The organism is Mesorhizobium sp. LNHC209A00, assembly GCF_000502915.1.
GTDB lineage: Bacteria > Pseudomonadota > Alphaproteobacteria > Rhizobiales > Rhizobiaceae > Mesorhizobium.
Genome location: NZ_AYWT01000003.1, coordinates 281,428 through 303,500, shown reverse-complemented (window position 1 = coordinate 303,500; position 22,073 = coordinate 281,428). Strand labels below are relative to the sequence as shown.

Genomic DNA, 22,073 nt, shown 5'->3' with positions numbered 1-22,073 from the left:
TCGAAGGTTCGCGGCGCCTACCCCTCGCCCGACAGGTCCCGGCGCGCCTTCTCGAGCTCTTCCGCATAGCGCCGCATCAAATGGCCCTCGGTCAAAAGCCCGAGCACGATGTGGTCGGCGAAGTCCTCGACCACGGCCAGTTCCTCCGCGCCGGCGCGCTGGAAGGTCTCGGCGGCGGCCTGCACGTTCATGCTGGGCACCAGGACGGCATCCTTGTACTGGGCAAGGTCGCGCACCAGCGCCTCGCCCCCGGAAGGATCGCTGTGCAGTTCGGCCACGATCAGCACGCCGACATATTCATCCCCTGGGTCGACCGCGATCACGCGCTGGGCCGAACCCAACGGGAATTCCTTGCGGAAGGCGGCCAGCGTCGTCGATGCATCGATGGTCCTGATGTCCTCGCGCATCATCGAGCCGACGGTCAGGCTGCGCATCCAGCCGACATCGTGGGCGCTGCGGATCGTCTCGCCGCGCAGGTGGAACCGCCAGGTCGAGAACGAATAGCCGAAGGTCTCGCGCACCAGGATCGCCGCCATGATCGAGGCGGCAAGCACCACGCCGGTGAGCGTCAGGTCGCGGGTCGATTCCAGCGCCAGGAAAGTCATGGTCAGCGGCCCGCCGACGACACCGACGGCAAGCGACGTCATGCCGACGACGGCGGCGACGGAGGGGTCGATACCGGTCGCCGGCGACACGAGCGCCATGACACCGGCGAACGCCTTGCCGAGCAGCGCGCCAAGGAACAGCGAGGCGAAGAACAGTCCGCCGCGAAAGCCCGAACCCAGTGAGATCGCCGACGCCGCCAGCTTAAGCGCGAAGACGCTCGCCACCACCGCCAGCCCGTAATTCATGGCGAATTCGCGATGCAGCGCGCCGTGGCCGCTGGACAGGACCTGCGGCGTGACCAGGCCGAGGAGGCCGACCAGGACACCGCCGACGACGGGACGGAGCGAGGCATCGACCGACAGCCTGTTGAACCCGCGCTCGATCAACGTCACCAGTTGCATGATGGCGATCGAGGCAGCACCGCCAAGCAGGCCGAGCAACAGGAAGGGCACATATTGGCTGGCAGTGAGTTGCGGCAACCCTGAAAGCTCGAGCGGAAAGGGCACGCCGCCGAACACTTCCGCCGTCAGCGACGCCGAAATCGCGGCCGTCATGACGGGCGCGACATTGGCGACGGAGTAGATGCCGATGACCAGCTCGAAGCCGTAGAAGGCGCCCGTCAGCGGCGCATCGAAGGCGGCCGAGATGGCGCCGGCCGCACCGCAGCCGACGAGGATGCGCACATCGTTGCGGCGCAACCGGAAGGCGCGCGCCAGTCGTGAGGCGACGCCTGAACCGACCTGTGTATAGCCCGCCTCCAGGCCGACCGAAGCGCCGAAGCCGCTGGAAATCATCGTCTGGACGACGATGATGAAGGTGTCGGTCAGCGACATGCGCCCGCCATAGAGGGCGTTGGCCTCGATCGGATCGACCGGCGTGCGGAATTTCCGGAGCCTCAGCCAGATCACCGATATTCCGAGCAGGATGCCGCCGATCGCCGGGATCAGCGCCTGTATCGGATTGGCAAGCGAGAACATGCCCGACAGCCGGCCGCCGGGCTGAACGCCGAACAGCAGCCCGTGCAGGTCCTGTACGATCTGGCTCATCGCGGTGACCAGAATGCCAGCCATGACGCCGACAACGCCCGCCAGCACGACGACGGCGATGCCGCGCGCCTCCAGCAGAGGGACTGACCTCAAAAGCACCGCGCGCAGCCGGCGGGCGTAGACTTGGGGTTGGTTTCTGGAAAGCACCGCGACGGCTCGCCGATATCAAGGCAAAGGAAGACCCGCCTGATACGCCGGGCGGCACGTCGTGACAACCACAATGCCGACATCAAGGCGCCATTATGGCCGCGAAACCGCCAGATCCGGCCTTCCCGCCTTGGGCCGACGGGGCTGCCCGCCAGTTGCGAACTCACCATGCCCTTTCGGCACAATGCGTACACCGAGCTGGAGCCGGCGAGGACCTAGCCGCCGGACCGCTCAGGTCGGCATGGCTTCGCCGGTCTCGTAGAGCACGAGATTGCGCTCGCCGATGCCAAGCCCCGGCCAGCTCGCGCGCCAGTCGGCAAGATGCGGAGAGCGGAAATGCGCGTCCAGTGCCGGTCTGGCACGCCACACCTCGGTGATCCTGATCAAGCCGGGATCAAGCACATCCTGCGCATAGGAATATTCAAGGCAGCCGTCCTCGGCGCGGCTGGCGCGAACCATGCGCTCCATCGCCGGCCTTGCCTCGTCAAGCCTCTCGGGCGGCAGGCGGATCGTACCGATGATCAGCAGCATGAAGTGTCCTTCGCGAGAGAGTCGATCCCGTCACTCTCCCACCCTCGCGCAAGCTTGGCCAGCTACCCTCGCCGGGCTGTCGCATGCTCGGCAGCCCTGTGGTTCGAGGACGAGAATGGCGATCAGCGAAAGCATCCAGCCCGGCGCGGTGGCCAAGAACGGCCGCGACGTCTTCTTCGCGCTCGGCATCGTCGTCATCCTGGCCGTGCTGTTCCTGCCGATCCCGGCCTTTCTCATCGACATCGGGCTTGCCTTCTCGATTGCGCTTTCGGTGCTGATCCTGATGGTGGCGCTGTGGATCCAGCGGCCGCTCGATTTCTCGTCCTTCCCGACCGTGCTGCTCATTGCCACCATGCTGCGCCTGTCGCTCAACATCGCCACCACGCGCATGATCCTGTCGCACGGCAATGAGGGCACGCACGCCGCCGGCTATGTCATCGCCGGCTTCTCCAAGCTGGTGATGGCCAGCGATTTCGTTATCGGCCTGATCGTTTTCATGATCCTGATCGTGGTGAACTTCATCGTCATCACCAAGGGCGCCACCCGTATCGCCGAGGTCGGCGCGCGCTTCACCCTCGATGCCATCCCCGGCAAGCAGATGTCGATCGACGCCGACCTCTCCGCCGGCATGATCGACGACAAGACCGCACAGCTGCGCCGCCGCGAACTGGAAGAGGAATCCTCCTTCTTCGGCTCGATGGACGGCGCCTCGAAATTCGTCCGCGGCGACGCCATCGCCGGCCTCATTATCACCGCCATCAACATCGTTGGCGGCATCGCCATCGGCTACATCAGGCACGGCATGGGCATGGGCGAGGCCGCCGACGTGTTCATCAAGCTGTCGGTGGGCGACGGTCTCGTCACCCAGATCCCGGCGCTCATCGTCTCGCTCGCCGCCGGCCTGCTGGTCTCCAAGGGCGGCACGCGCGGCTCGACCAACCAGGCCGTGTTCGGCCAGCTCGGCGCCCACCCGCGCGCGCTCTACGTGGCGGCCGCACTGCTGGTGCTGCTCGGCCTGATGCCCGGCCTGCCACTGTTCCCGTTCTTCGCGCTTGCCGCCGGCATGGCCGGCCTCGGCTACGTCATACCAATGCGCCATAACCGGGCCATCGCCGAGGCCGAGGCGGTGAAGAGCCAGGAAAAAGCGAGCAAGGCCGAGGAAGAGAAGAACTCGGTCAAGGCCTCGCTCGCCACCGCCGAGATCGAACTGCTGATCGGCAAGCAGCTTTCCACGCGGCTCCTGGTCTCGCATCAGGAACTGGTCTTCCGCATGTCCAAGATGCGCAAGAAATTCGCCCAGCAGTATGGCTTCGTCGTGCCTGAAGTCCGCGTCGCCGACGACTTCGCCATCCCGCCGAAAAGCTATCAGATCAAGGTGCACGGCACCGTGGTCGCCGAATATTCGATGCGCGTCGGCGAGATAATGGTGCTGCTCGGCAACCGCGACATACCCGAAATCCCCGGCGAGGAAATTCGCGAGCCCGCCTTCGGCATGCGCGCCTACTCCGTCATGGAAACCTTCGCCGAGGATCTGAAGCGCGAGAACTTCACCTTCGCCGACAACATGTCGGTGCTGCTCACCCATCTCTCGGAAGTCATCCGCAACAATCTGCCGCAGCTCCTGTCCTACAAGGACATGAAGGCGCTGCTCGAACGTCAAGATCAGGAATACCGCAAGCTCGCCGACGAGATCTGCACCACCCACATCTCCTATCCCGGCCTGCAGGCGGTGCTCAAGCTGCTGCTTGCCGAACGCGTCTCTATCCGCAACCTGCATCTCATCATCGAGGCCATCGCCGAGATCGCGCCGCATGTGCGCCGCACCGAGCAGATCGTCGAGCATGTGCGCATCCGTATGGCCCAGCAGATCTGCGGCGACCTCTCCGAAGGTGGCGTGCTCAAGGTGCTGCGCCTCGGCAACCGCTGGGATCTCGCCTTCCACCAGAGCCTCAAGCGCGACGCCAAGGGCGAGGTGCGCGAATTCGACATCGATCCGCGCCAGTTGGAGGAATTCGGCCAGGACGCCACCAAGGCGATCAAGAAACACCTCGAAGCCGGCGAGCGTTTTGTCCTCGTCACCGCGCCCGACGCCCGCCCCTATGTGCGCATGATCATCGAGCGCCTGTTCACCACGCTGCCGGTGCTCTCCCATGTCGAAATCGCGAAGGGCGTCGAGATCAGGGTGCTCGGGACCATATCGTGAGCATTCTCTCGCAGGCCGCCGTCATCGCGGCGTTCCTCGCCTTCTGCCGCATCGGTGCCTGTTTCATGCTGATGCCGGGCCTGTCCAGCGCCCGCGTCCCGGTGCAGGTCAGGCTGTTCGTCGCGGTCGCCGCCACAGGCGGCCTGCTCGCCTTCCTGTGGGACAAGATCTTTCCCTTCGTCGATCCGCGTCCGCAGATCCTGGTGCCGATGATCGTCTCGGAGTTGCTGGTCGGCGGACTGATCGGCGCCATGACCAGGCTCTACATGGAGGCGCTTCGCTTCATGGGCTCGGCCATCGCCATGCTGATCGGCTATGGCGGCTCCGGCGGACCGGCGATCGAGGAACCGGAGCCGCAGGCGGCCCTTGCCGCCATAATTTCATTCTCGGCGCTGCTGATGCTGTTCGTCTTCGACTTCGATCACGAGATCGTCCGCGCCCTGGTGGCGTCCTACACGGTCGCGCCAGTCAACGTCTTCTTCAACCCCCAGGCAGCGCTGGTCGACATCACCGACACCGTGTCGGACACGTTCTTCCTGGTCATCCGCCTCGGCAGCCCGTTCGTCGCCTATGCCATTCTCGTCAATCTGACGATCGGCTTCGTCAACAAGCTGACGCCGCAGATCCCGATCTATTTCATCTCGCAGCCCTTCGTCATCGCCGGCGGCATGCTGATCTTCTATTTCGCCGTCGGCACCATGCTGTCGCTGTTCGTCGACGGCTTCGTCGACCTCACGCTGGCGAGGTGACATGAGCACGCGTAAGGATCGTCTGAGGAAACTGATCAAGGTGCAGGAACAGCTGAAAGCCCTGCACGAGACCCGCCACGCCACCTTCGTCGCCGAGGCAAGCGCCGCCGAGACCGAAGCCCGCGAATTGATCGGCCATTTCGACCAGGACAATTCCCTCTCCAGCCTGTTTCCCGATCTCTATCATCGCCGCATCGCCCAGGCCGTCGTGCGCCAGGAGGAAAGCCTGGAAAGCGCCAGGAAGGAAGCCGGTCTGATCGCCGCGGCAAGCGCGCGCACCAACATGGTCGAGCGCGCCTACAAGGACCTGCGCAACCGTCACGAACGCGAGGCATCAGACCGTGAGCGGCTGGACCTGATCGCGCAGAAGCGACATCCCGAAGCAGGTGAATAGGCCTCCCACTCCCCGCAAGCCTGCCACAAGCTTGTTGAGGCATGGTCCTGGCTAAGGAAACCCGGCAAAAGGCGGACCTTCTTGGCGATTTCTCCACCCAGCGACATCGTGATGGATGTCGCCCGAGCTGCCGATCCGATGGATATCGAGGCTGCCCGCGCCGCGCTGACCAAGCGCGCCGGCAGCGTCGCCGGCACGTTTTCGGTCGACACCGCGGCTTCGGTCGATGCCGGCTCGGTCCTGTCGCGCGCGACGGCGGACAAGGCCGCCGCGACAGCCGACCCGGCCAAGAAGTTCAAGAAGTTCGAGGCGATGGTCCTGCAGACCTTCATCCAGAACATGCTGCCCAAGGACACCGAGGGCGTCTATGGCACGGGTCTAGCTGGCGACATGTGGAAATCGCAGCTCGCCGAGCGCGTCGCCGACGTCATGGCTGACCGCGGCGGCATCGGCATCGCCAAGTCGCTGCTCGCCGACCATTACATGGACGGCAAGCGCAAGGTTCCGATCGGCCCGGTCTCGAATGGGCCGGAAAAAACCGAGATCGATCAGCAGACCCGTCTGTCCACTTCGCTCGTCCAGGAGTTGCAGCGCAAGGCCGCCAAGTCGATGACCGGCGACGAGACAACCAAAAAAACAGACATCAAGATCTAGGACTGGGAAACACATGGCCGACTCTTCGGAATTCACCGCCAAGCTGCCGGCGCGCACCACCGCGTCGGACGCACCGACTCCTTTCGCGCGGCCCGGAAACCTTGCCGCCATCATCGGCCGCATCGAGGAGGTGGTCGAGCAAGAGACCGCCGGCATCCGCAGCGATACAAGTTATGACCTCAAGGCGTCGAACGCCCGCAAGAGCCGCTATCTCTACGAGCTGACCCGTGCCATGAAGGGCGGCAGCGAAGCCGAATTCCTCGAGCAGCACCGCGAGGGCCTGACCCGGCTGCGCCAGAAGCTGGCGAAGAACGAAGCTGCTATCCTGGCGCATCTGAGCGCCGTCAACGAGGTCGCCAGCCTGCTGCGCAGTGCCATCCAGCGCGCCGAGACCGACGGCACCTACTCCGCCGGCGAGTTCGGCAGGATGAAAGGTTAGAGCGCGGCAATGCCGGGCTCGGGTTCAAAATGATCAAGGTCATCGCCATAGCGGTCTGGATCTGCGCCGCCACGCTCGGCGCGGTGTTCTATTCGTTCCAGGCCGCCGGTGAACAGGGCGTCGGTGAGAAGCCCAAGCCGATGTTGGGCGGGCTGGACTACGTGAAGACCGACATCATTTCGGTGCCGCTGATCCACGACTCCAAGATCGACGGCTATTTCCTGGCCAAGCTCGTCTACACCGTGGAGCCGGAGCAGATAAAGAAGCTGTCGATCCCGGCCGAGGCTCTCATTACCGATCAGGTCTACAGCTATCTCTACGCCAACCCCCAGATCGACTTCACCAAGAAGGCGACGCTCGACCTCGATGCCTTTCGCGCCGCGATCCGCGACACGATCAACACGCGTGTCGGCGCAACCCTGGTCCATGAGGTCCTGATCGACCAAGTCAATTTCCTGAGCAAGGATGAGATCCGCGACAACTGGCTGCGCCGGCGGCAGGATGCCAGCACCCCGGCGACCGAGACTCCCAAGCCGGTCAGCGCGCATTGAGCCATCGGCCCAGTACCGGTGGCCCTAGAACGGTCGGCGTTGGGACCAATCCCTGCAATCCGCGTTGACGTAAACGTCAATTCGAAGCTATATGCGGCAGCGATCATGATCGCCAGGGATGCCGCATGGACTTCGGCTGGACCGAAGTGCGTCGCGTGACAGATGCAACAGACAGGGAGAATAGCGTGAGCGTTCAGGATATAGCCGAGAAGATCAAGTCGCGCGTGGCAAGCAGCGGCTTCGACCGTTCCGTGAAGTTCGACACCGGCAGCGACGGCGTCATCGTCATCGACGGCGCGACCGTCTCGACCACGGACGCTCCCGCCGACTGCACCATCAAGCTGTCGCTCGACGATCTGGATTCGCTGATCGCGGGCGACCTGAACCCGACCATGGCGTTCATGACCGGCAAGATAAAGGTCGAAGGCGACATGACCGTCGCCATGGCGCTGAGCCAGTTGATCGGTTGACAGGCACGGTCGCCAGAAGCGACCTCGAGATAAACGAAACGCCGCCTTTTGAGGCGGCGTTTCGTTTGAAAGGCGGTCGCGCTTAAGCCCTCACGCCGCCAGGGTCGACGCCTGTGCCTTGAGCTTGCGGCCGGACGCCTTCAGCGTGCCCTTGGCGCCGTCGAGCACGCCCTCCACCAGTTCCAAGGCCAGCAGACGGTGCCGTTCGTAAGGCCCCGGCATGGCGAGCGCCCCGGTCCTCGCGGCCGAAAAGCCGAAGCGGCCATAGTAAGGCTCGTCTCCGACCAGCAGGATCACAGTGTGGCCGAGGCGCACGGCTTCCGCGATGGCATGCCGCATCAGCGCCGAGCCTATGCCGGCATTCTTGGACGACGGGTCGACGGCGAGCGGGCCAAGCAGCAGCGCTGCCGGACCGCCCTCGCCCAGCGTGACGTCCCATAGCCGCACCGTGCCGGCCACGCCGCCCGAGGCATTGCGTGCGGCGAAGGCAAGCCCCTCCGAGGGCCGGCGGCCGCGGCGCAGCTTCTCCGATGATTTGGTCTTGCGCTTCGGCCCCATGGCGCGATCGAGCAAGGCTTCGCGCGCCGCCACGTCGGCAGCGGTTTCGGCGACCGTGGCGAAGGCCGGCGCATGAGCTACGAATTCGACTGACATTTCCATTTCCGCAATCCCTGGCGAGCGGAGATCTGTTCCACAGGCGAGCCCAAGCGGGCGACAGGCGCCCACCTGGGGTGATCCGAGTGGTTCTTTCGAACCCTCAGATCACGTAGGATCGGAGAGGCTCGAAGCCGTTGAACGCGACCGCCGAGTAGGTGGTCGTGTAGGCGCCGGTGCCTTCGATCAGCACCTCGTCGCCGATGGTCAGCGACAAGGGCAACGGATAGGGCGTCTTCTCGTACATCACGTCAGCCGAATCGCAGGTCGGGCCGGCGAGCACGCAAGGCGCGGTCTCGCTGCCGTCATGGCGGGTGACGAGGGGATAGCGGATCGCCTCGTCCATGGTCTCGGCCAGACCGCCGAACTTGCCGATGTCGAGGAACACCCAGCGCACATTGTCGTTGTCGGCCTTCTTCGAGATCAGCACGACTTCCGACTTGATGACGCCGGCATTGCCGACCATGCCGCGGCCCGGCTCGATGATCGTCTCGGGAATGGCGTTTCCGAAATGCTTGCGCAGAGCCGAGAAGATCGCCTGGCCATAGGCCTGCGCCGCCGGCACGTCACGCAAATAGCGCGTCGGGAAGCCGCCGCCCATATTGACCATCTTGAGCACGATGCCTTCTTCCGCGAGCGTCGCGAACACCTTCTTGGCGTCGGCCAGAGCACGGTCCCACGCGGTCAGGTCGGTCTGCTGCGAGCCGACATGAAACGACACGCCATGGGCGTCAAGACCGAGGCCCTTGGCATGGCGCAGCACGTCGACAGCCATGTCGGGCACGCAGCCGAACTTGCGCGACAGCGGCCATTCGGCGCCTTCGCCATCGGTCAGCACGCGACAGAACACGCGGGAGCCTGGCGCGGCGCGCGCGATCTTCTCGACTTCCTCGACGCAATCGACCGCGAACAGCTTGATGCCGAGCTGGTAGGCGCGTGCGATGTCACGCTCCTTCTTGATGGTGTTGCCGAAGGAGATGCGGTCCGCCGGCGCACCGGCGTCCATCGCCATCTCGACTTCGGCAACGGAAGCGGTGTCGAAGGACGAGCCCATCGCAGCAAGCAGGCGCAGGATTTCGGGCGCCGGGTTTGCTTTCACCGCATAGTAGATCTTGGAATCGGGCAGAGCCTTCTCGAAGGCGCGGAAATTGTCGCGCACGACGTCAAGGTCGACGACGAGGCAGGGGCCGGACGGACGTCGGGTGGCGAGGAAGTCGAGGATGCGCTGTGTGGCCATCGGGATTCTCCATCGCGCCTTTCGGCGCGCACAAGGGTGCGGGCGCGGGCTGTCGGCCTCGCGAACACGCGGTCAAACAAAGGCGGGACGGAAAATCCACGGAACCAGCCGGTGGAGACCCCGGAACCATGAAACGCCGTCTCGCGGCGATGAACCTTAGCCTTGCCCGGCTTCGGTTCGCTTTGTCTGCCTTGGCTTGGATTGGGAGAACCCCGTTCCGCACTGCCGGCAATGAAGGTGTGCCTCTTCAGTAACCCCGGTCTTTGGACAACCGGCAGAGAACCAGAAAGGCCCGCACCGTCGTTGCTTCAAGGTGTCCTCGGTCTGGCGGTTGGCCGCTAAACCGACTGGAGGGGTTAGCTCCAGTTACCTTACCGATTTCCCTCACCATTCGAGGATCGGCGGACACCCACAGGCACGTGCGACTTTGGGCAAGGGCGATATAAGAGCGAAGCATTTCACAATCAATAAAAATCGTATCGCCGGTTGTAAAATTTCTGGCATCGAACAATGTTGGCGCAACCGTATACGGATATCGAACGATGACAGGCACGCACGGCCCTTTCAACGCCTTTCTCGACCTTCGCCAGATGCCCGTGGCGCACGCCGAGCTTGGGCTCCTGGCCGGCCTGCGGCTGGCGGTCAAGGACATTTACGATGTTGCCGGCTACCGCACCGGTTGCGGCAATTTGCAGAAATTCGCCAATGGCCACGCCGCTTCGCGCACGGCGCCGGCCGTGCAGGCGATTCTCGACGCCGGTGCGCGCTTCATCGGCAAGACGCAGACCGACGAACTCGCCTTCGCTCTGTTCGGCCAGAACGCGCATTTTCCGTTTCCGGTGAACCCCGCGGCTCCCGATCGCGTCACCGGAGGCTCGTCGTCGGGGTCGGCGGCGGCGGTGGCGGGCAGGCTGGCCGACATTGCCACGGGGTCCGACACCGGCGGTTCGATCCGCGCGCCGGCGAGTTTCTGCGGGTTGATCGGGCTGCGCACCACGCATGGCCGCATTTCCCTCGACGGCACCATGCAACTGGCGCCGAGTTTCGACACGTTCGGCTGGTTCGCCGACGACATCGAAACCTATGAGACTGTCGGCAAGCTGCTGCTTGGCCGGGATCCGCACCAGCATTCCCTGGACCGCCCGCTTGCGCTCGGCTGGCTGGACGAGATGGTCGCCCCGCCGGCGGCCGCCGAATATGCCGGAATGAAGGCGCTGGTGGCCACGGTGTTCGGCACGCCGGCGACGCCGACGACGCACTTCAGCTCGTCCCCGGACGAACTCTACTGGTGCTTTCGCCGCCTGCAGGCCAGGGAGGCCTGGGCGGTGCATGGCGAATGGATCACCAGCGGGGAGCGCGAGCTCGGGCCCGGCGTCGAGGAGCGGTTCGGCTTTGGCCGTGCGGTCGACGACCGGACAGCACAGGCCGAGAAGGTGCGCCGGCTGACCTTCCGCGGCGAACTCAGCGCCATGCTCGGCAAGCACGGCTTTCTTGTCCTGCCGACAGTGCCGGGCCCGGCACCCTATGTCGACAGCACACCGGAGCAATTCCAGGCCTACCGCGAACGCGCGCTCCATCTCCTGTGCCTGGGCGGGCTCTCCGGCTTTCCGCAAATCACCTTGCCGATCGGCTCGGTCGCCGGCGCTCCATTCGGTCTCTCGCTGCTTGGCCCTTCCGGCAGCGACATTGCCCTGATACGGCTCGGCCGAAAACTTCTCGACGCAGCACAAAGAGCCTGAACAATGGATACACTGACCCGCATGCGCGCCTTCATCGACGTCGTGGAGGCCGAGGGATTCTCGGCGGCGGCACGCAAGATCGGCCGCTCCAAGGCGCTGCTGTCGAAATACGTGCGCGAGCTGGAGGACGAGCTCGGCGCGCTGCTGCTGAACCGCACCACGCGCCAGTTCTCGATGACCGAGGCCGGTCACACCTACTACCGCCGCGCCTCGGAGATCGTGCGCGAGGTCGACAGCCTGGCCGACGCCGTGCGCGAATCCTCCGGGGACGTGCGTGGCCGCATCAAGCTGTCGGCGCCGCGCACCTTCGCCGACGCGCCGATCGGCCAGTCGCTGATCGACTTCGCCAAGCAGTATCCCGACATCGTGCTCGACATCCAGCTCGACGACCGCTTCGTCGATCTGGTCGAGGAAGGCTTCGACCTCGCGGTGCGCATCTCGCGGCTGGAGAACTCGTCGCTGATCGCCAGGCGGCTGGCGCCGTTTTCGATCAAGCTCTGCGGCTCTCCCGAGCTGATCGCCAAGCACGGCATGCCGACGCGACCGCAGGATCTCGGCCATATGCCCTGCATCGTCGACACCAATGGCCGCGGACTGAACAACTGGCCGTTCAAGGGCGACAATGGCGATCCGGTGAGCATCGCCGTGTCGGGCCCGATCGAGGTTAACAGCCCAATGGCGGCGCGGGCCGCGGCCCTGTCGGGGTTAGGATTTTGCATCCTGCCGGATTTCATCGCCGCGCCCGACCTCAAGAGCGGCCAATTGGTGGCGGTGCTCGACGACCGCATCCTGTCGGGCGGCGGCATCTTCGCCGTCTATCCGCACCGCCGCTATCTGCCGGCGAAGGTGCGCGTTTTCGTCGACTTCCTGGTGCAGTGGTTCAGGACGCGCGAAAGCGCCTGACCTGCCCCAGCCTGGATACCGCACGTTTTGAGCTCTCGTGCAGACGTGGCGCTATCCCAAAGCCTCGCGCACTTTTGGGTGACATGCGCCCGCAGTCCCAATTTCGCCCCCTTTCTGGTAACCTTCGACCACGCTCTCGAAAGCCAAGGGAATCGCGACCGCGAATGCATCTGAAACGGCACGCAATCATGCTGGCTTCGGCCTTGGCCGCGACATTTGCCACCGTTGGGCCGGCCGAGGTGCATCCGCACGTCTTCGCCGAGGCGCGCCTCGACGTGATCCTGTCCCCGGATCACCAAAGTGTGAAAGCGTTGCGTCATCTGTGGCGCTTCGACGATCTGTTTTCGAGTACGGTGATGATGGAGTTCGACAAGAACTCCGACCTGAAGCTTGACGACAAGGAGCTGAAGGATGTCGCCGACACCGTCCATGCCTCGCTGGCCGAGTTCAATTATTTCCAGCTCGTCACGCAGAACGGCAAGGACGTGACGATGGTGCCGCCGCCGCATCTGATGGCCAATTTCGACAACGACCAATTGATCATCCTGTTCGAGTCCGAACCTAAGGTGCCGATCAAGCTGTCCGGCACGATCGACATCGGCGTCTACGATCCGACCTTCTACACGGCCATCGACTTCACCGAGGATTCCAACATTGCCGTCGAGGGCCTGCCGTCGAACTGCACGAGCAAAGTCATCCGGCCGGACCCGGACGAAGCGATCAAGGAAAACCAGAAGACCCTGACGGATGCTTTCTTCAACGATCCGACAGGCACCGACATGAGCAAGATCTTTGCCACCAAACTCGAACTGACCTGTCAGCCAGAAGGATAAATCCGGTGAACCTGATCGGCAACTGTTCGAAACCGTCCCCGCGTTTGGCAGTCGGCCTGTTGGCCCTTACCTTTGCCATGATGCATGTCGCCAGTGCCGCGCACGCCCAGAGTTCGCTCGGCATCGGCGTCAATGACGGCATGGCACCCACCACCGGTCCGTTCGCCCATATCCTGATGTGGATCAATCTCAGGCAGCAGGAATTCTACCGCGCGCTGGCGACAGCCATGAAGGCAATGCGCCAGGACAACAGCAAGATCTGGATACTTATCGGCCTGTCCTTCGCCTATGGCATTTTCCACGCCGCCGGCCCCGGCCACGGCAAGGCGGTGATCTCGTCTTATATGGTGGCCAACGAAGTGGCGCTGAAGCGCGGCATCCTGTTGTCCTTCGTCTCGGCGCTGCTGCAGGGCCTGACGGCGATCCTGGTGATGGCGGTCGCCTATTTCGTCCTGCGCGGCACCGCGATCTCGATGACCGACGCGGCCTGGTTCATGGAGATCATGAGCTTTGTCTTCGTCACCCTGTTCGGCGCCTGGCTGTTGTGGCGCAAGCTCGGCCCGTCCATCCTGCGGCTGTTTGGCAGAGGGCCCGCCTACAGCCTGTCGGCTGCGCACGTCGGTCATCCGCATGCGGGTCACGCGCACGCTGGGCATTCTCACGCGGGTCATTCCCACGCCGGCCATTCGCATGCCGCGCACAGCCATTCGGCGCACGCTCAGCACGGGCATGACGACCATGTCCATGAACATTCGCACGACCATCACGACCACGCCGCGCATGACCACCATCACGACCATGGCGCGCACGATCATGCGCATCATCATGATCATGCGCATCACGGCCACGCCGGCGGCGAGGTCTGCGACACCTGTGGCCACTCGCATGCACCCGATCCGGCGCTGCTGTCGGGCGACCGCTTCGATTGGCGCACCGCCTGGTCGGCGGTGGCCGCCGTCGGTATCCGCCCTTGCTCCGGTGCGTTGATCGTTCTCAGCTTCGCGCTGCTCAACGGGCTCTGGCTCGGCGGCCTGCTGTCAGTGCTGGCAATGTCGATCGGAACCGCGATCACCGTCTCGGCCCTGGCCACACTGGCGGTCACCGCCAAGAACTGGGCGGTGTATTTCGCAGGCGACGGCCGCATGGGCAACCGCATCCACTCGATCGTCGAGATCGGCGGCGCGGCCTTCGTCTTTCTGTTCGGACTGCTGCTGCTGTCTGCGAGCCTGACGGGCAGCGTTTAGACCCTACCATTCCGTCGGAATGGGATAGGCAACGTGCGCTACCAACTGGGAATGTTGCCGCCCAGTTCATCCTCGATATGCGCGCGGATGATCTCGTCAAAACTCTTTTCGGCACTGAAGCCAAGTTCCCTTGACCGGCGCGCCTCGAAGCGGGTCGGCCAGCCCTCGACGATCGCCCAGATCGTCTCGTCCGGAACTTCTCGGATGAGGCTTGTCGTCTTCGATCCGGCCACCCGTTCCAGCGCCTCGATCTGTTCGCCGACCGTGACGGCGACACCCGGCATCGTCAGGTTGCGGCGCGGCCCAACGGCTGCGCCGTCAATCTCCGCGCCGTGGATCAGGAAATTCACCGCCGAGCGCGGGCTGGCATGGGTATGCACGACCGAGCGCGGCACCGGCAGGATCGCCTCATGGCCGCTCAACGGCTCGCGGATGATGCCGGAGAAGAAGCCGGAGGCCGCCTTGTTGGGCTTGCCGGGCCGCACGCAGATCGTCGGCAGCCGGATGCCGATGCCGTCGAAGAAACCGCGCCTGGAATAGTCTGATAGCAGGGCTTCGCTCATCTGCTTCTGCGTGCCGTAGGAGGTCAGCGGCGTCGGATGGAATTCATCGGGAATGACATCCGGGAACGGCGCGCCGAACACCGCGATCGACGAGGTGAAGACGATGCGCGGCGCAAACCCTGCCAGCCGGATGGCGTCGAACAGCGCGCGCGTGCCGTCGAGATTGACGCGGTAACCGAGGTCGAAATTGGCTTCCGCTTCGCCCGACACGATGCCGGCGAGGTGGAAAACGACATCGGGGCGCGACACAACCAGGCTTTCCGCGGCGCCTGCTTCGGCAAGGTCACCCGTGTGCAGCGCGACGCTGACGCCATCCATGGCTGGCGCCTGCGGCGGCACGATGTCGTGCAGGTCGAGCGCGGTGATCTTCTCCCCGCGCAGCGTGCCGTCCTTGGCCAGCCGGGCGATGAGCTTGCGGCCGACCATGCCCGCGGCGCCAGTGATCAGAATGCGCATGTCCGATATCCCTTACTTCCGATTTTTGCGCTGGGTGCGCGCGCGCAACCAGAACACCAGGAAAAACGCCAGCACGAAGACGGTGCCGAAGATACCCGCCAGCACGGTCGAATAACTGCCGAGTGCCAACATCACGGTCGGCAAGTAGAAAGCGGCAATGCCGAACAGAAGCATGATCCAAACCGCCGCAATGGCCGCATTGCGCGTGTCACGGTCCATCATGCCGCACCGGAACGGCGGTCGTTCATCGAGCTGAGTTGCAAAGCTGGAGGACTCCTAAGGCAGGTCCGATCAATGGCCATCGATCGGACCTAGTGATAGTGGCCGTGATGCGCGGCCGCATCGTGCTCATGCTCGTGATGATGGTCGTCGCCATCGTCGGCGCACCGGCCGAATTCCGGTTCCACTGTGGCATGGCTGATGCCGTGCTCGCTGGCAAGCCGCTTCTTGATGGCGCTGACCGCCTGATGGGCATCGACGCCCTCGTTGAGGCAGGCATGCAGCGTCGCCATGCTGCTCGACCCGTCGAGCGACCAGATATGCATATGGTGCACCTCGCGCACGCCTTGGACCGTTGCCTGAATGTCCCCCGCGATCAGGTCGCGATCGAGGCTTGGCGGCACGCCTTCGAGCAGGACGTGGGCGGCGGCGCGCATCAGCGACCATGCGGTGGACAGGATCAGCAGCGAGACCAGCACGGACAGGATCGGGTCGATCGGCGTCCAGCCGGTCGCCAGGATGACCAGTGCCGCGACGATCGCGGCTGCCGAGCCGAGCAGATCGCCGAGCACATGCAGGATGGCGCCGCGCATGTTGAGATTGTCTCGATCGCCGCCATGCAGCACCAGGAAGGAGCCGATATTGACCAGCAGGCCGAGGATCGCCACCACCAGCATCGGTCTGCCCAGCACCGGCGCCGGTGTCAGCAGGCGATCCCACGCCTCGTATACGATCCACAGCGCGATGACGAAAATGGCGATGCCATTGGTGTAGGCCACCAGCGTCTTGACGCGGCCGAAGCCGTAGGTGAGCTGGCCGGTTGCCGGCCGGCCCGCCAGATGGAAGGCATACCAGGCCAGGCCAAGCGCAATGGCGTCGGCGAGCATGTGGCCGGCATCGGCCAGCAGCGCCAGCGACCCGGTGAACAGGCCGCCGAGCGCCTCGGCCACCATGAAGCCGGCGGTCAGGCAGGCCGCGATCAGCACGCGCTTCTTGTCCGTCGAGCCATGCACATGGCCGCCGCCGTGATCGTGCCCGCTGTGATCGTGGATATGCGCCAAATGGCAAACTCCCGTTAGGCGCCGAATTCCGCGCGAAAATCCTCGAGCCGGCGGTTCTGCTGGCCATTGGCGTCGAAGTTGGCCGGATCGAGCCAGGCTTCATAAGCCTTGCGCAGAGCTGGCCATTCCTTGTCGATGATCGAATACCACGCGGTGTCGCGGTTTTCACCCTTGACGATGAGATGCTGGCGGAAAATACCCTCGAACTTGAAGCCGAACCGTTCCGCCGCGCGCTTCGACGGCTCGTTGCGGTTGTTGCACTTCCATTCGTAGCGGCGATAGCCGAGTTCGTCGAAGATGTATTTCATGAACAGGAACTGCGCTTCCGTCGCCGCCGGCTTGCGCGAGATGAGCGGTCCCCAGTAGATGTTGCCGATCTCGATAACGCCATAGGTCGGATCGATGCGCATCAGCGTCTGGCGGCCGGCGACCTTGCCGCTTGGCTTGTCGACAACGGCGAAGAACAGTGGATCCTCGCTCGCCTCCACCTTGTCCAGCCAGGGCTGGAAGGCGGCGCGGGTTTCGGGCGGATAGTCCGGCAGCCAGGCGAAGCGGCCGTCGACGTCGGCCACGGAAGACGCTTCATGGAGGCCGTCGCCATGTGTTGCGGCACTCAATGGCTCGAGCCTGACATAGCGGCCCTCCAGAACCTTGCGCTCCGGGCGCGGGCGCGGCTGCCAGTCTTTCAGATTTTCCGACACCGAAAACTCCAATCCGTTTGACTTTTGCGGGCGGACGCTCACAAAAACGCTCGCCAACAGTAAGAACCACAGGGACGGGAAAAATGCTCCACACGATTTCGGCCTTCGACCGGCTCGGCGAGGAAAACGCTTTTGCCGTGCTGGCCCGGGCGACGGCGCTGGCGAGCCAGGGCCGTGACATCGTCAACCTCGGCATCGGTCAGCCCGACTTCAAGACGCCGCAACACATTGTCGAGGCGGCGATCAAGGCGCTGCGTGACGGCCACCATGGCTACACGCCGGCCAATGGCTTGCTGGCGACCCGCGAGGCGGTGGTGCGGCGCACGCTGACGACCACCGGCGTCGAGGTCTCGCCGGAGGCGGTGATGATCCTGCCCGGCGGCAAGCCAACCATGTTCGCCGCTATCCTGATGTTCGGCGAGCCCGGCGCCGAGATCCTCTATCCAGACCCCGGCTTTCCCATCTACCGCTCGATGATCGAGTTCACCGGTGCAACCCCCATTCCCGTGCCGATGCGCGAGGAGAACGGCTTCGCCTTCTCGGCCGAAGAGACGCTGGGGCTGATCACGCCGAAGACCAGGCTCTTGATCCTCAACTCGCCGGCCAACCCGACCGGTGGCGTCACCCCGCGCACCGAGATCGAGAAGCTGGTCAACGGGCTTGATAAGCATCCAGACGTCGCCATTCTCTCCGACGAAATCTACGATGTCATGACTTATGATAGCGAGACGCATTGCTCGCTGCTTGGCTTTCCCGAGATCCGCGACCGGCTGATCGTGCTCAACGGCTGGTCCAAGACCTGGGCGATGACCGGCTGGCGCATGGGCTGGTCGATCTGGCCGAACGGCGACAAGGGCGCCCACCTCTACGACAAGGTTCGCAAGCTGGCGGTCAATTGCTGGTCCTGCGTCAACGCGCCAAGCCAGTTCGCCGGCATCGCGGCGATCGACGGCCCGCAGGACGACGTCGACACCATGATGCGCGCCTTCGACAACCGCCGGAAAATCGTGGTCGAAGGCCTGAACGCCCTGCCAAACATCTCCTGCATCACGCCCAAAGGTGCGTTCTATGCCTTCCCCAATGTCTCGAAGACCGGCTGGAAGGCAAAGAAACTCGCCTCCGCTTTGCTCGACGAGGCCGGCGTGGCGCTGATCGGCGGTCCCGATTTCGGCATCCTCGGCGAAGGCTATGTCAGGCTTTCCTACGCCAATTCCGAGGAAAACATCCTGCGCGCGCTGGAACGGATCGGGGCATTCCTGGCCAGATGAGCTTCAGCGTCCGCCGCGCGAGCCGGATAGCCTGCCACCGCATTCCATGACGGTGTCATGAGCCGTCCGGAGGCGCGTAGCCAGAGGCTGTGCGGGCGTACCGAAAACGGCTACGAACTCCGGTATCAGGACCAATGAGGGATCTCGGATGTTCTATGCAATCCTTGCCTATCACGTGGAAGATGCGATCGAGGCGCTGACGCCGCGGGAAGATGCGGCGCTGATGGCCGAGTTGCTCAAGATCAACACCAGGCTTCATGCGGAAGGCACGCTTGGGCCGTCGGCGCGCCTGGGAACGACACGGGATGCCTGCACCTTGCGCGGCCCGGGCGACGGTGTGATCATCGATGGGCCCTTTGCCGAGACCAAGGAACAGTTGCTCGGCCTCTATGTCGTCGATTGCATCACCAGGGACGACGCCATCGAGATCGCCCGCGACCTTCGTCGTGTTAATCCAACCGCCGTTTACGAGATAAGGCCCATTCTGCTCTTCAAGCCCGGCGTGCCGCTGGCGGAAAAATGAGACACGGGCAAAAGCGCCGCCAGCACCCGCTGCTCACCCGCGCCCCACGAACGGCATCTTGGTCGCCATCACGGTCATGAACAGCACGTTGGCGTCGAGCGGCAGGCTGGCCATGTGCACGACCGCGTCGGCGACGTGCTGGACATCCATCACCGCTTCGGCTGATATCGAGCCATTGGCCTGCGGCACGCCGACGGTCATCGGCTGCGCCATGTCGGTCAATGCATTGCCGATGTCGATCTGTCCGCAGGCGATGTCATAGGGGCGGCCATCGAGCGCCAGTGTCTTGGTCAGGCCCGTGATGGCGTGCTTGGTCGCCGTATAGGGCACCGAGCCCGGGCGCGGCGCATAGGCCGACACCGAACCATTGTTGATGATGCGGCCGCCCATCGGCTTCTGCTTGCGCATGGCGCCGAACGCCGCGCGCGCGCACAAGAAAGATCCGGTGAGGTTGACGCCGACGACATCGTTCCAGACCTCGATCGGGATTTCGTCGATCGGCGTCGACTTGTAGCCCATGCCTGCATTGTTGAAGAGCAGATCGACCCGCCCGAAAGCCTCCGCCACGGTCTCGAACAGATCGTCGACTTCACTGGCCTTGCTGATGTCGCAGGCAACCGCCAACGCCCTGGCCTCGGTCGGTCCGGCCTCGGCGATCGCGGCATCCAGCACCGGCTTGCGGCGCCCGCAGAACACCGTGTTCCAGCCGGCCTTGAGCAATGCCGTGGCTACGCTCTTTCCGATCCCGGTGCCGGCGCCGGTGACGATGGCGGTTCTTTGCTCGGTCATGGCTGATGTCCTCCGGCAGCGCAGTGCGTGCTCGCCTGATCTACAAATTTGGTTCGAGTGGAGAAGGCATCGCAAATGATGGCAGCGATGGCAAGCGCGGCCACCGGGACATGCCCTCGAAAAGTGAAGCCATTTGGTTGGAGGGCAGCCTGCATGGGCCGACAAAAAGGGCGGTCATTGGCGACCGCCCTGATCTGGACCGGGCTTGGGAGGAGGAAAAGCCGATCCGACTGTGTAGAATCATGCGCTTCCTGAGTTAACGAAAGACTAACGCCGGAAGGCCCGCCTGTGCCGATTTGACCTTACCAGCGCGGATTGGGTGAAGTTCCTGCCTTGGCCGGCACCTTGGCCGCGGAAACCGTCGCCTCGACATGGTCGACCAGCGCGTCCGGCAGGCCAAGCCGTCCGGCGAGCAGGTCGAGATAGCCGCGCTCGGCGCGCGAGTCGGGGTCGATGGTGAGGCGCGACGCCGTGTAGAGTTCGAGCTTCTGCGCATCGGTATGAGCACCCGCCACCAGCGCGTCGAGGTCGAGTGGGCTCTCTAACTCCGCCATCAGGAATTTTTCCGCATCGGTGCCGATCCCGGCGAGGCTGAGCTTGCCGGCGATCTTCCGGCGTTCTTCGTCGTCGACATGGCCGTCGGCCTTAGCCGCCGAGATCATCGCCCGCACCAGGGTCAGCGTGAACTCGTCCTCGCCTTGCGGCGCCTGCGAGGGGTGGAAGGCGGTGTCCTTGGGCGGCGGCAGCAATTCCGGCTCGCTGGCGGCGGGCGCCTGTTCCGGTGCGTTGCCGGCCTTGTAGTTCTGGTAGGCCTTGTAGGCGAGACCGCCGATGGCGGCCAAGCCGCCGAGCTTCACCGCGGCACCCGTCACCTGCCGGCCGGCGCCGGTCCCAAGCAGCACGGCGGCCAGCGCGCCGGCGGCCAGCGGATTGTCCTTGGCCATCTGCACCGCCTGGCCGGCCTTGTCGCGGACCGTGCCGCTGGCACCGGGAACTTGCGAGCCGAGCAGATCGTCGAGAAGCTTCTTGGGATCGAACATCAACGCCTCCAGGATTTGCCCGGCCGAACGGGCAGGTTTCGAACGCCGAAGAGGTAGGTCCCGAGGGTTGCCATTGCAATGACAGAGCCCCGGTTTGCTGGGCTCCGGTGCCCTCGATCAGGACCCGATGTGCGGTCCCCTACCCCGGGCTTGCGCGAGCTCGACCTGTCGCTGCCGCTCCGCGTAGCGCTTTCGGTCTTCGTCCGAGCGGGCTTCGAAGCAGTGCGGGCAGGAAACCCCGACGGCATATTTCGGCGACACCAGGTCGCTCTCCATCAGTGGATGGCGGCATGCGCGGCAGAGTTCCCCGTTGCCCACCGCGAGGCCGTGCGACACCGAAACCCGCTCGTCGAAGACGAAGCACTCGCCTTGCCACAGGCTCTGCTCCGCTGGAACCTCCTCAAGGTATTTGAGGATGCCCCCCTTGAGGTGGAACACGTCCTCGAAGCCGAGCGACTTCACATAGGCGGTCGCCTTTTCGCAGCGAATGCCGCCGGTGCAGAACATCGCAACCTTGCGTCCTTCGAGATCCGCCCGATGCGCTTCGACCCAGGCCGGGAATTCGCGAAAGCTCGCCGTCGCCGGGTCGACGGCGCCCTTGAAGCTGCCGATAGAGACCTCATAGGCATTGCGCGTATCGATGACGATCGTGTCGGCTTGCGAGATCAGCGCATTCCAGTCGCCCGCCTCCACATAGGTGCCGGCACTTGCCGCCGGGTCGATGGTCTCGACGCCCATGGTGACGATCTCGCGCTTCAGCCGCACCTTCATGCGATGGAATGGCATGGCCGCGGCACTGCTGTACTTGACCTCGAGACCTGACAGGCCGTCGATCGCTTCGATCTGTTCGATCAGCGCGGCGATCGCCTCGTCGCTGCCGGCGACGGTGCCGTTGATGCCCTCATGCGCCAGGAGCAGCGTGCCCTTGATGCCGCGCCCGCAGCAAAAGGCAGCAAGCGGCGCGCGCAACGCCTCGAAAGCATCGAGCCGGGCAAAACGGTAGAGTGCGGCGACGCGGACTGGCTGGGATGGCGCGGACAGTGTTGTCATTGC

The 22,073-nt window shown here is 64.3% G+C and carries 24 protein-coding genes; 13 read left to right on the top strand and 11 right to left on the bottom strand.

Going from position 1 to position 22,073, the window contains the following annotated elements:
• Nucleotides 1-17: 17 nt before the first annotated feature.
• Both X739_RS156845 and X739_RS156850 read right to left on the bottom strand, forming a co-directional pair.
• Nucleotides 18-1,799 carry a chloride channel protein gene (locus X739_RS156845; RefSeq protein WP_023793925.1) on the bottom strand — a complete coding sequence of 594 codons (1,782 nt, stop codon included), beginning with the start codon at nt 1,797-1,799 and terminating at the stop codon, nt 18-20.
• Nucleotides 1,800-2,030: 231 nt separating this feature from the next.
• Entirely contained in the window at nt 2,031-2,330 is a 300-nt protein-coding gene (locus tag X739_RS156850; protein WP_023793923.1) for a putative quinol monooxygenase, read from the bottom strand.
• Between the two features lie 115 nt (nt 2,331-2,445).
• Here X739_RS156850 and flhA point away from each other — a divergent pair, with 115 nt between their 5' ends.
• The 7 genes from flhA to X739_RS156885 all read left to right on the top strand — a co-directional run bounded on the left by flhA (nt 2,446) and on the right by X739_RS156885 (nt 7,790).
• Nucleotides 2,446-4,533, top strand: coding sequence for a flagellar biosynthesis protein FlhA (gene flhA, locus X739_RS156855; protein ID WP_023793920.1), 2,088 nt, complete (start codon nt 2,446-2,448; stop codon nt 4,531-4,533).
• Nucleotides 4,530-5,282, top strand: a complete 753-nt coding sequence (gene fliR / locus X739_RS156860) for a flagellar biosynthetic protein FliR (protein ID WP_023770471.1) — start codon at nt 4,530-4,532, stop codon at nt 5,280-5,282. The genes flhA and fliR overlap by 4 nt, the downstream gene beginning before the upstream one ends.
• Before the next feature lies 1 nt (nt 5,283).
• Nucleotides 5,284-5,676, top strand: a complete 393-nt coding sequence (locus X739_RS156865) for a hypothetical protein (RefSeq protein ID WP_023770472.1) — start codon at nt 5,284-5,286, stop codon at nt 5,674-5,676.
• Between the two features lie 81 nt (nt 5,677-5,757).
• Nucleotides 5,758-6,330 (top strand): rod-binding protein, encoded by a 573-nt coding sequence (locus X739_RS156870; RefSeq protein WP_023770473.1) that lies wholly within the window; start codon nt 5,758-5,760, stop codon nt 6,328-6,330.
• Nucleotides 6,331-6,343: 13 nt separating this feature from the next.
• Nucleotides 6,344-6,769, top strand: a complete 426-nt coding sequence (locus X739_RS156875) for a hypothetical protein (RefSeq protein ID WP_023793917.1) — start codon at nt 6,344-6,346, stop codon at nt 6,767-6,769.
• Between the two features lie 29 nt (nt 6,770-6,798).
• Entirely contained in the window at nt 6,799-7,320 is a 522-nt protein-coding gene (locus tag X739_RS156880) for a hypothetical protein (RefSeq protein ID WP_023770474.1), read from the top strand.
• 185 nt (nt 7,321-7,505) lie between these two features.
• Nucleotides 7,506-7,790, top strand: a complete 285-nt coding sequence (locus tag X739_RS156885; RefSeq protein ID WP_015315878.1) for an SCP2 sterol-binding domain-containing protein — start codon at nt 7,506-7,508, stop codon at nt 7,788-7,790.
• Nucleotides 7,791-7,880: 90 nt separating this feature from the next.
• Here the strand turns inward: X739_RS156885 and X739_RS156890 are convergent, their stop codons facing one another.
• On the bottom strand, nt 7,881-8,450 hold the full coding sequence (locus X739_RS156890) for an N-acetyltransferase (RefSeq protein ID WP_023793914.1): 570 nt from the start codon (nt 8,448-8,450) through the stop codon (nt 7,881-7,883).
• A 97-nt stretch (nt 8,451-8,547) separates the two neighbouring features.
• Complete coding sequence (odc2, locus tag X739_RS156895; RefSeq protein WP_023770475.1) at nt 8,548-9,681, bottom strand: ornithine/lysine decarboxylase; 1,134 nt, start codon at nt 9,679-9,681, stop codon at nt 8,548-8,550.
• Between the two features lie 542 nt (nt 9,682-10,223).
• Here odc2 and X739_RS156900 point away from each other — a divergent pair.
• The 4 genes from X739_RS156900 (at nt 10,224) to X739_RS156915 (ending at nt 14,400) form a co-directional block, all read left to right on the top strand.
• Nucleotides 10,224-11,420, top strand: a complete 1,197-nt coding sequence (locus X739_RS156900) for an amidase (RefSeq protein WP_023770476.1) — start codon at nt 10,224-10,226, stop codon at nt 11,418-11,420.
• Between the two features lie 3 nt (nt 11,421-11,423).
• On the top strand, nt 11,424-12,323 hold the full coding sequence (locus X739_RS156905; protein ID WP_015315874.1) for a LysR family transcriptional regulator: 900 nt from the start codon (nt 11,424-11,426) through the stop codon (nt 12,321-12,323).
• 164 nt (nt 12,324-12,487) lie between these two features.
• Complete coding sequence (locus X739_RS156910) at nt 12,488-13,156, top strand: DUF1007 family protein (RefSeq protein ID WP_023770477.1); 669 nt, start codon at nt 12,488-12,490, stop codon at nt 13,154-13,156.
• Nucleotides 13,157-13,170: 14 nt separating this feature from the next.
• Nucleotides 13,171-14,400 (top strand): nickel/cobalt transporter, encoded by a 1,230-nt coding sequence (locus X739_RS156915; protein ID WP_084056212.1) that lies wholly within the window; start codon nt 13,171-13,173, stop codon nt 14,398-14,400.
• Nucleotides 14,401-14,438: 38 nt separating this feature from the next.
• Here the strand turns inward: X739_RS156915 and denD are convergent, their stop codons facing one another.
• The 4 genes from denD to X739_RS156935 form a co-directional block, all read right to left on the bottom strand.
• Nucleotides 14,439-15,419, bottom strand: a complete 981-nt coding sequence (gene denD, locus X739_RS156920) for a D-erythronate dehydrogenase (RefSeq protein WP_023781299.1) — start codon at nt 15,417-15,419, stop codon at nt 14,439-14,441.
• A 12-nt stretch (nt 15,420-15,431) separates the two neighbouring features.
• On the bottom strand, nt 15,432-15,641 hold the full coding sequence (locus X739_RS156925) for a hypothetical protein (protein ID WP_015315870.1): 210 nt from the start codon (nt 15,639-15,641) through the stop codon (nt 15,432-15,434).
• Nucleotides 15,642-15,730: 89 nt separating this feature from the next.
• A complete protein-coding gene (locus tag X739_RS156930; protein ID WP_023781298.1) occupies nt 15,731-16,699 on the bottom strand; it encodes a cation diffusion facilitator family transporter in 969 nt (322 codons plus the stop codon).
• A 14-nt stretch (nt 16,700-16,713) separates the two neighbouring features.
• A complete protein-coding gene (locus X739_RS156935; RefSeq protein ID WP_023781297.1) occupies nt 16,714-17,400 on the bottom strand; it encodes a GNAT family protein in 687 nt (228 codons plus the stop codon).
• Between the two features lie 83 nt (nt 17,401-17,483).
• Here X739_RS156935 and X739_RS156940 point away from each other — a divergent pair, with 83 nt between their 5' ends.
• Nucleotides 17,484-18,668, top strand: coding sequence for a pyridoxal phosphate-dependent aminotransferase (locus X739_RS156940; RefSeq protein ID WP_023781296.1), 1,185 nt, complete (start codon nt 17,484-17,486; stop codon nt 18,666-18,668).
• A gap of 148 nt (nt 18,669-18,816) precedes the next feature.
• A complete protein-coding gene (locus X739_RS156945) occupies nt 18,817-19,191 on the top strand; it encodes a YciI family protein (RefSeq protein WP_023781295.1) in 375 nt (124 codons plus the stop codon).
• A 33-nt stretch (nt 19,192-19,224) separates the two neighbouring features.
• Here X739_RS156945 and X739_RS156950 read toward each other — a convergent pair whose 3' ends face one another.
• The 3 genes from X739_RS156950 to X739_RS156965 form a co-directional block, all read right to left on the bottom strand.
• A complete protein-coding gene (locus tag X739_RS156950; RefSeq protein WP_023793906.1) occupies nt 19,225-19,980 on the bottom strand; it encodes an SDR family oxidoreductase in 756 nt (251 codons plus the stop codon).
• A 302-nt stretch (nt 19,981-20,282) separates the two neighbouring features.
• The gene (locus tag X739_RS156960) at nt 20,283-21,020 is read right to left on the bottom strand and encodes a tellurite resistance TerB family protein (RefSeq protein ID WP_023793901.1); all 738 of its coding nucleotides are present in this window, start codon (nt 21,018-21,020) and stop codon (nt 20,283-20,285) included.
• A gap of 117 nt (nt 21,021-21,137) precedes the next feature.
• Nucleotides 21,138-22,070, bottom strand: a complete 933-nt coding sequence (locus X739_RS156965) for a rhodanese-related sulfurtransferase (protein WP_023793899.1) — start codon at nt 22,068-22,070, stop codon at nt 21,138-21,140.
• Nucleotides 22,071-22,073 lie beyond the last annotated feature (3 nt).

What these genes read in the sequence shown, in the direction of transcription:
- X739_RS156900 (WP_023770476.1), top strand. Translation starts at nt 10,224, where the DNA reads ATGACAGGCACGCACGGCCCTTTCAACGCCTTTCTCGACCTTCGCCAG.
- X739_RS156905 (WP_015315874.1), top strand. Translation starts at nt 11,424, where the DNA reads ATGGATACACTGACCCGCATGCGCGCCTTCATCGACGTCGTGGAGGCC.
- denD (WP_023781299.1), bottom strand. Translation starts at nt 15,419, where the DNA reads ATGCGCATTCTGATCACTGGCGCCGCGGGCATGGTCGGCCGCAAGCTC.
- X739_RS156910 (WP_023770477.1), top strand. Translation starts at nt 12,488, where the DNA reads ATGCATCTGAAACGGCACGCAATCATGCTGGCTTCGGCCTTGGCCGCG.
- X739_RS156850 (WP_023793923.1), bottom strand. Translation starts at nt 2,330, where the DNA reads ATGCTGCTGATCATCGGTACGATCCGCCTGCCGCCCGAGAGGCTTGAC.
- X739_RS156945 (WP_023781295.1), top strand. Translation starts at nt 18,817, where the DNA reads ATGTTCTATGCAATCCTTGCCTATCACGTGGAAGATGCGATCGAGGCG.
- X739_RS156865 (WP_023770472.1), top strand. Translation starts at nt 5,284, where the DNA reads ATGAGCACGCGTAAGGATCGTCTGAGGAAACTGATCAAGGTGCAGGAA.
- odc2 (WP_023770475.1), bottom strand. Translation starts at nt 9,681, where the DNA reads ATGGCCACACAGCGCATCCTCGACTTCCTCGCCACCCGACGTCCGTCC.
- flhA (WP_023793920.1), top strand. Translation starts at nt 2,446, where the DNA reads ATGGCGATCAGCGAAAGCATCCAGCCCGGCGCGGTGGCCAAGAACGGC.
- X739_RS156965 (WP_023793899.1), bottom strand. Translation starts at nt 22,070, where the DNA reads ATGACAACACTGTCCGCGCCATCCCAGCCAGTCCGCGTCGCCGCACTC.
- X739_RS156925 (WP_015315870.1), bottom strand. Translation starts at nt 15,641, where the DNA reads ATGATGGACCGTGACACGCGCAATGCGGCCATTGCGGCGGTTTGGATC.
- X739_RS156875 (WP_023793917.1), top strand. Translation starts at nt 6,344, where the DNA reads ATGGCCGACTCTTCGGAATTCACCGCCAAGCTGCCGGCGCGCACCACC.
- X739_RS156880 (WP_023770474.1), top strand. Translation starts at nt 6,799, where the DNA reads ATGATCAAGGTCATCGCCATAGCGGTCTGGATCTGCGCCGCCACGCTC.
- X739_RS156940 (WP_023781296.1), top strand. Translation starts at nt 17,484, where the DNA reads ATGCTCCACACGATTTCGGCCTTCGACCGGCTCGGCGAGGAAAACGCT.
- X739_RS156950 (WP_023793906.1), bottom strand. Translation starts at nt 19,980, where the DNA reads ATGACCGAGCAAAGAACCGCCATCGTCACCGGCGCCGGCACCGGGATC.
- X739_RS156960 (WP_023793901.1), bottom strand. Translation starts at nt 21,020, where the DNA reads ATGTTCGATCCCAAGAAGCTTCTCGACGATCTGCTCGGCTCGCAAGTT.
- X739_RS156890 (WP_023793914.1), bottom strand. Translation starts at nt 8,450, where the DNA reads ATGGAAATGTCAGTCGAATTCGTAGCTCATGCGCCGGCCTTCGCCACG.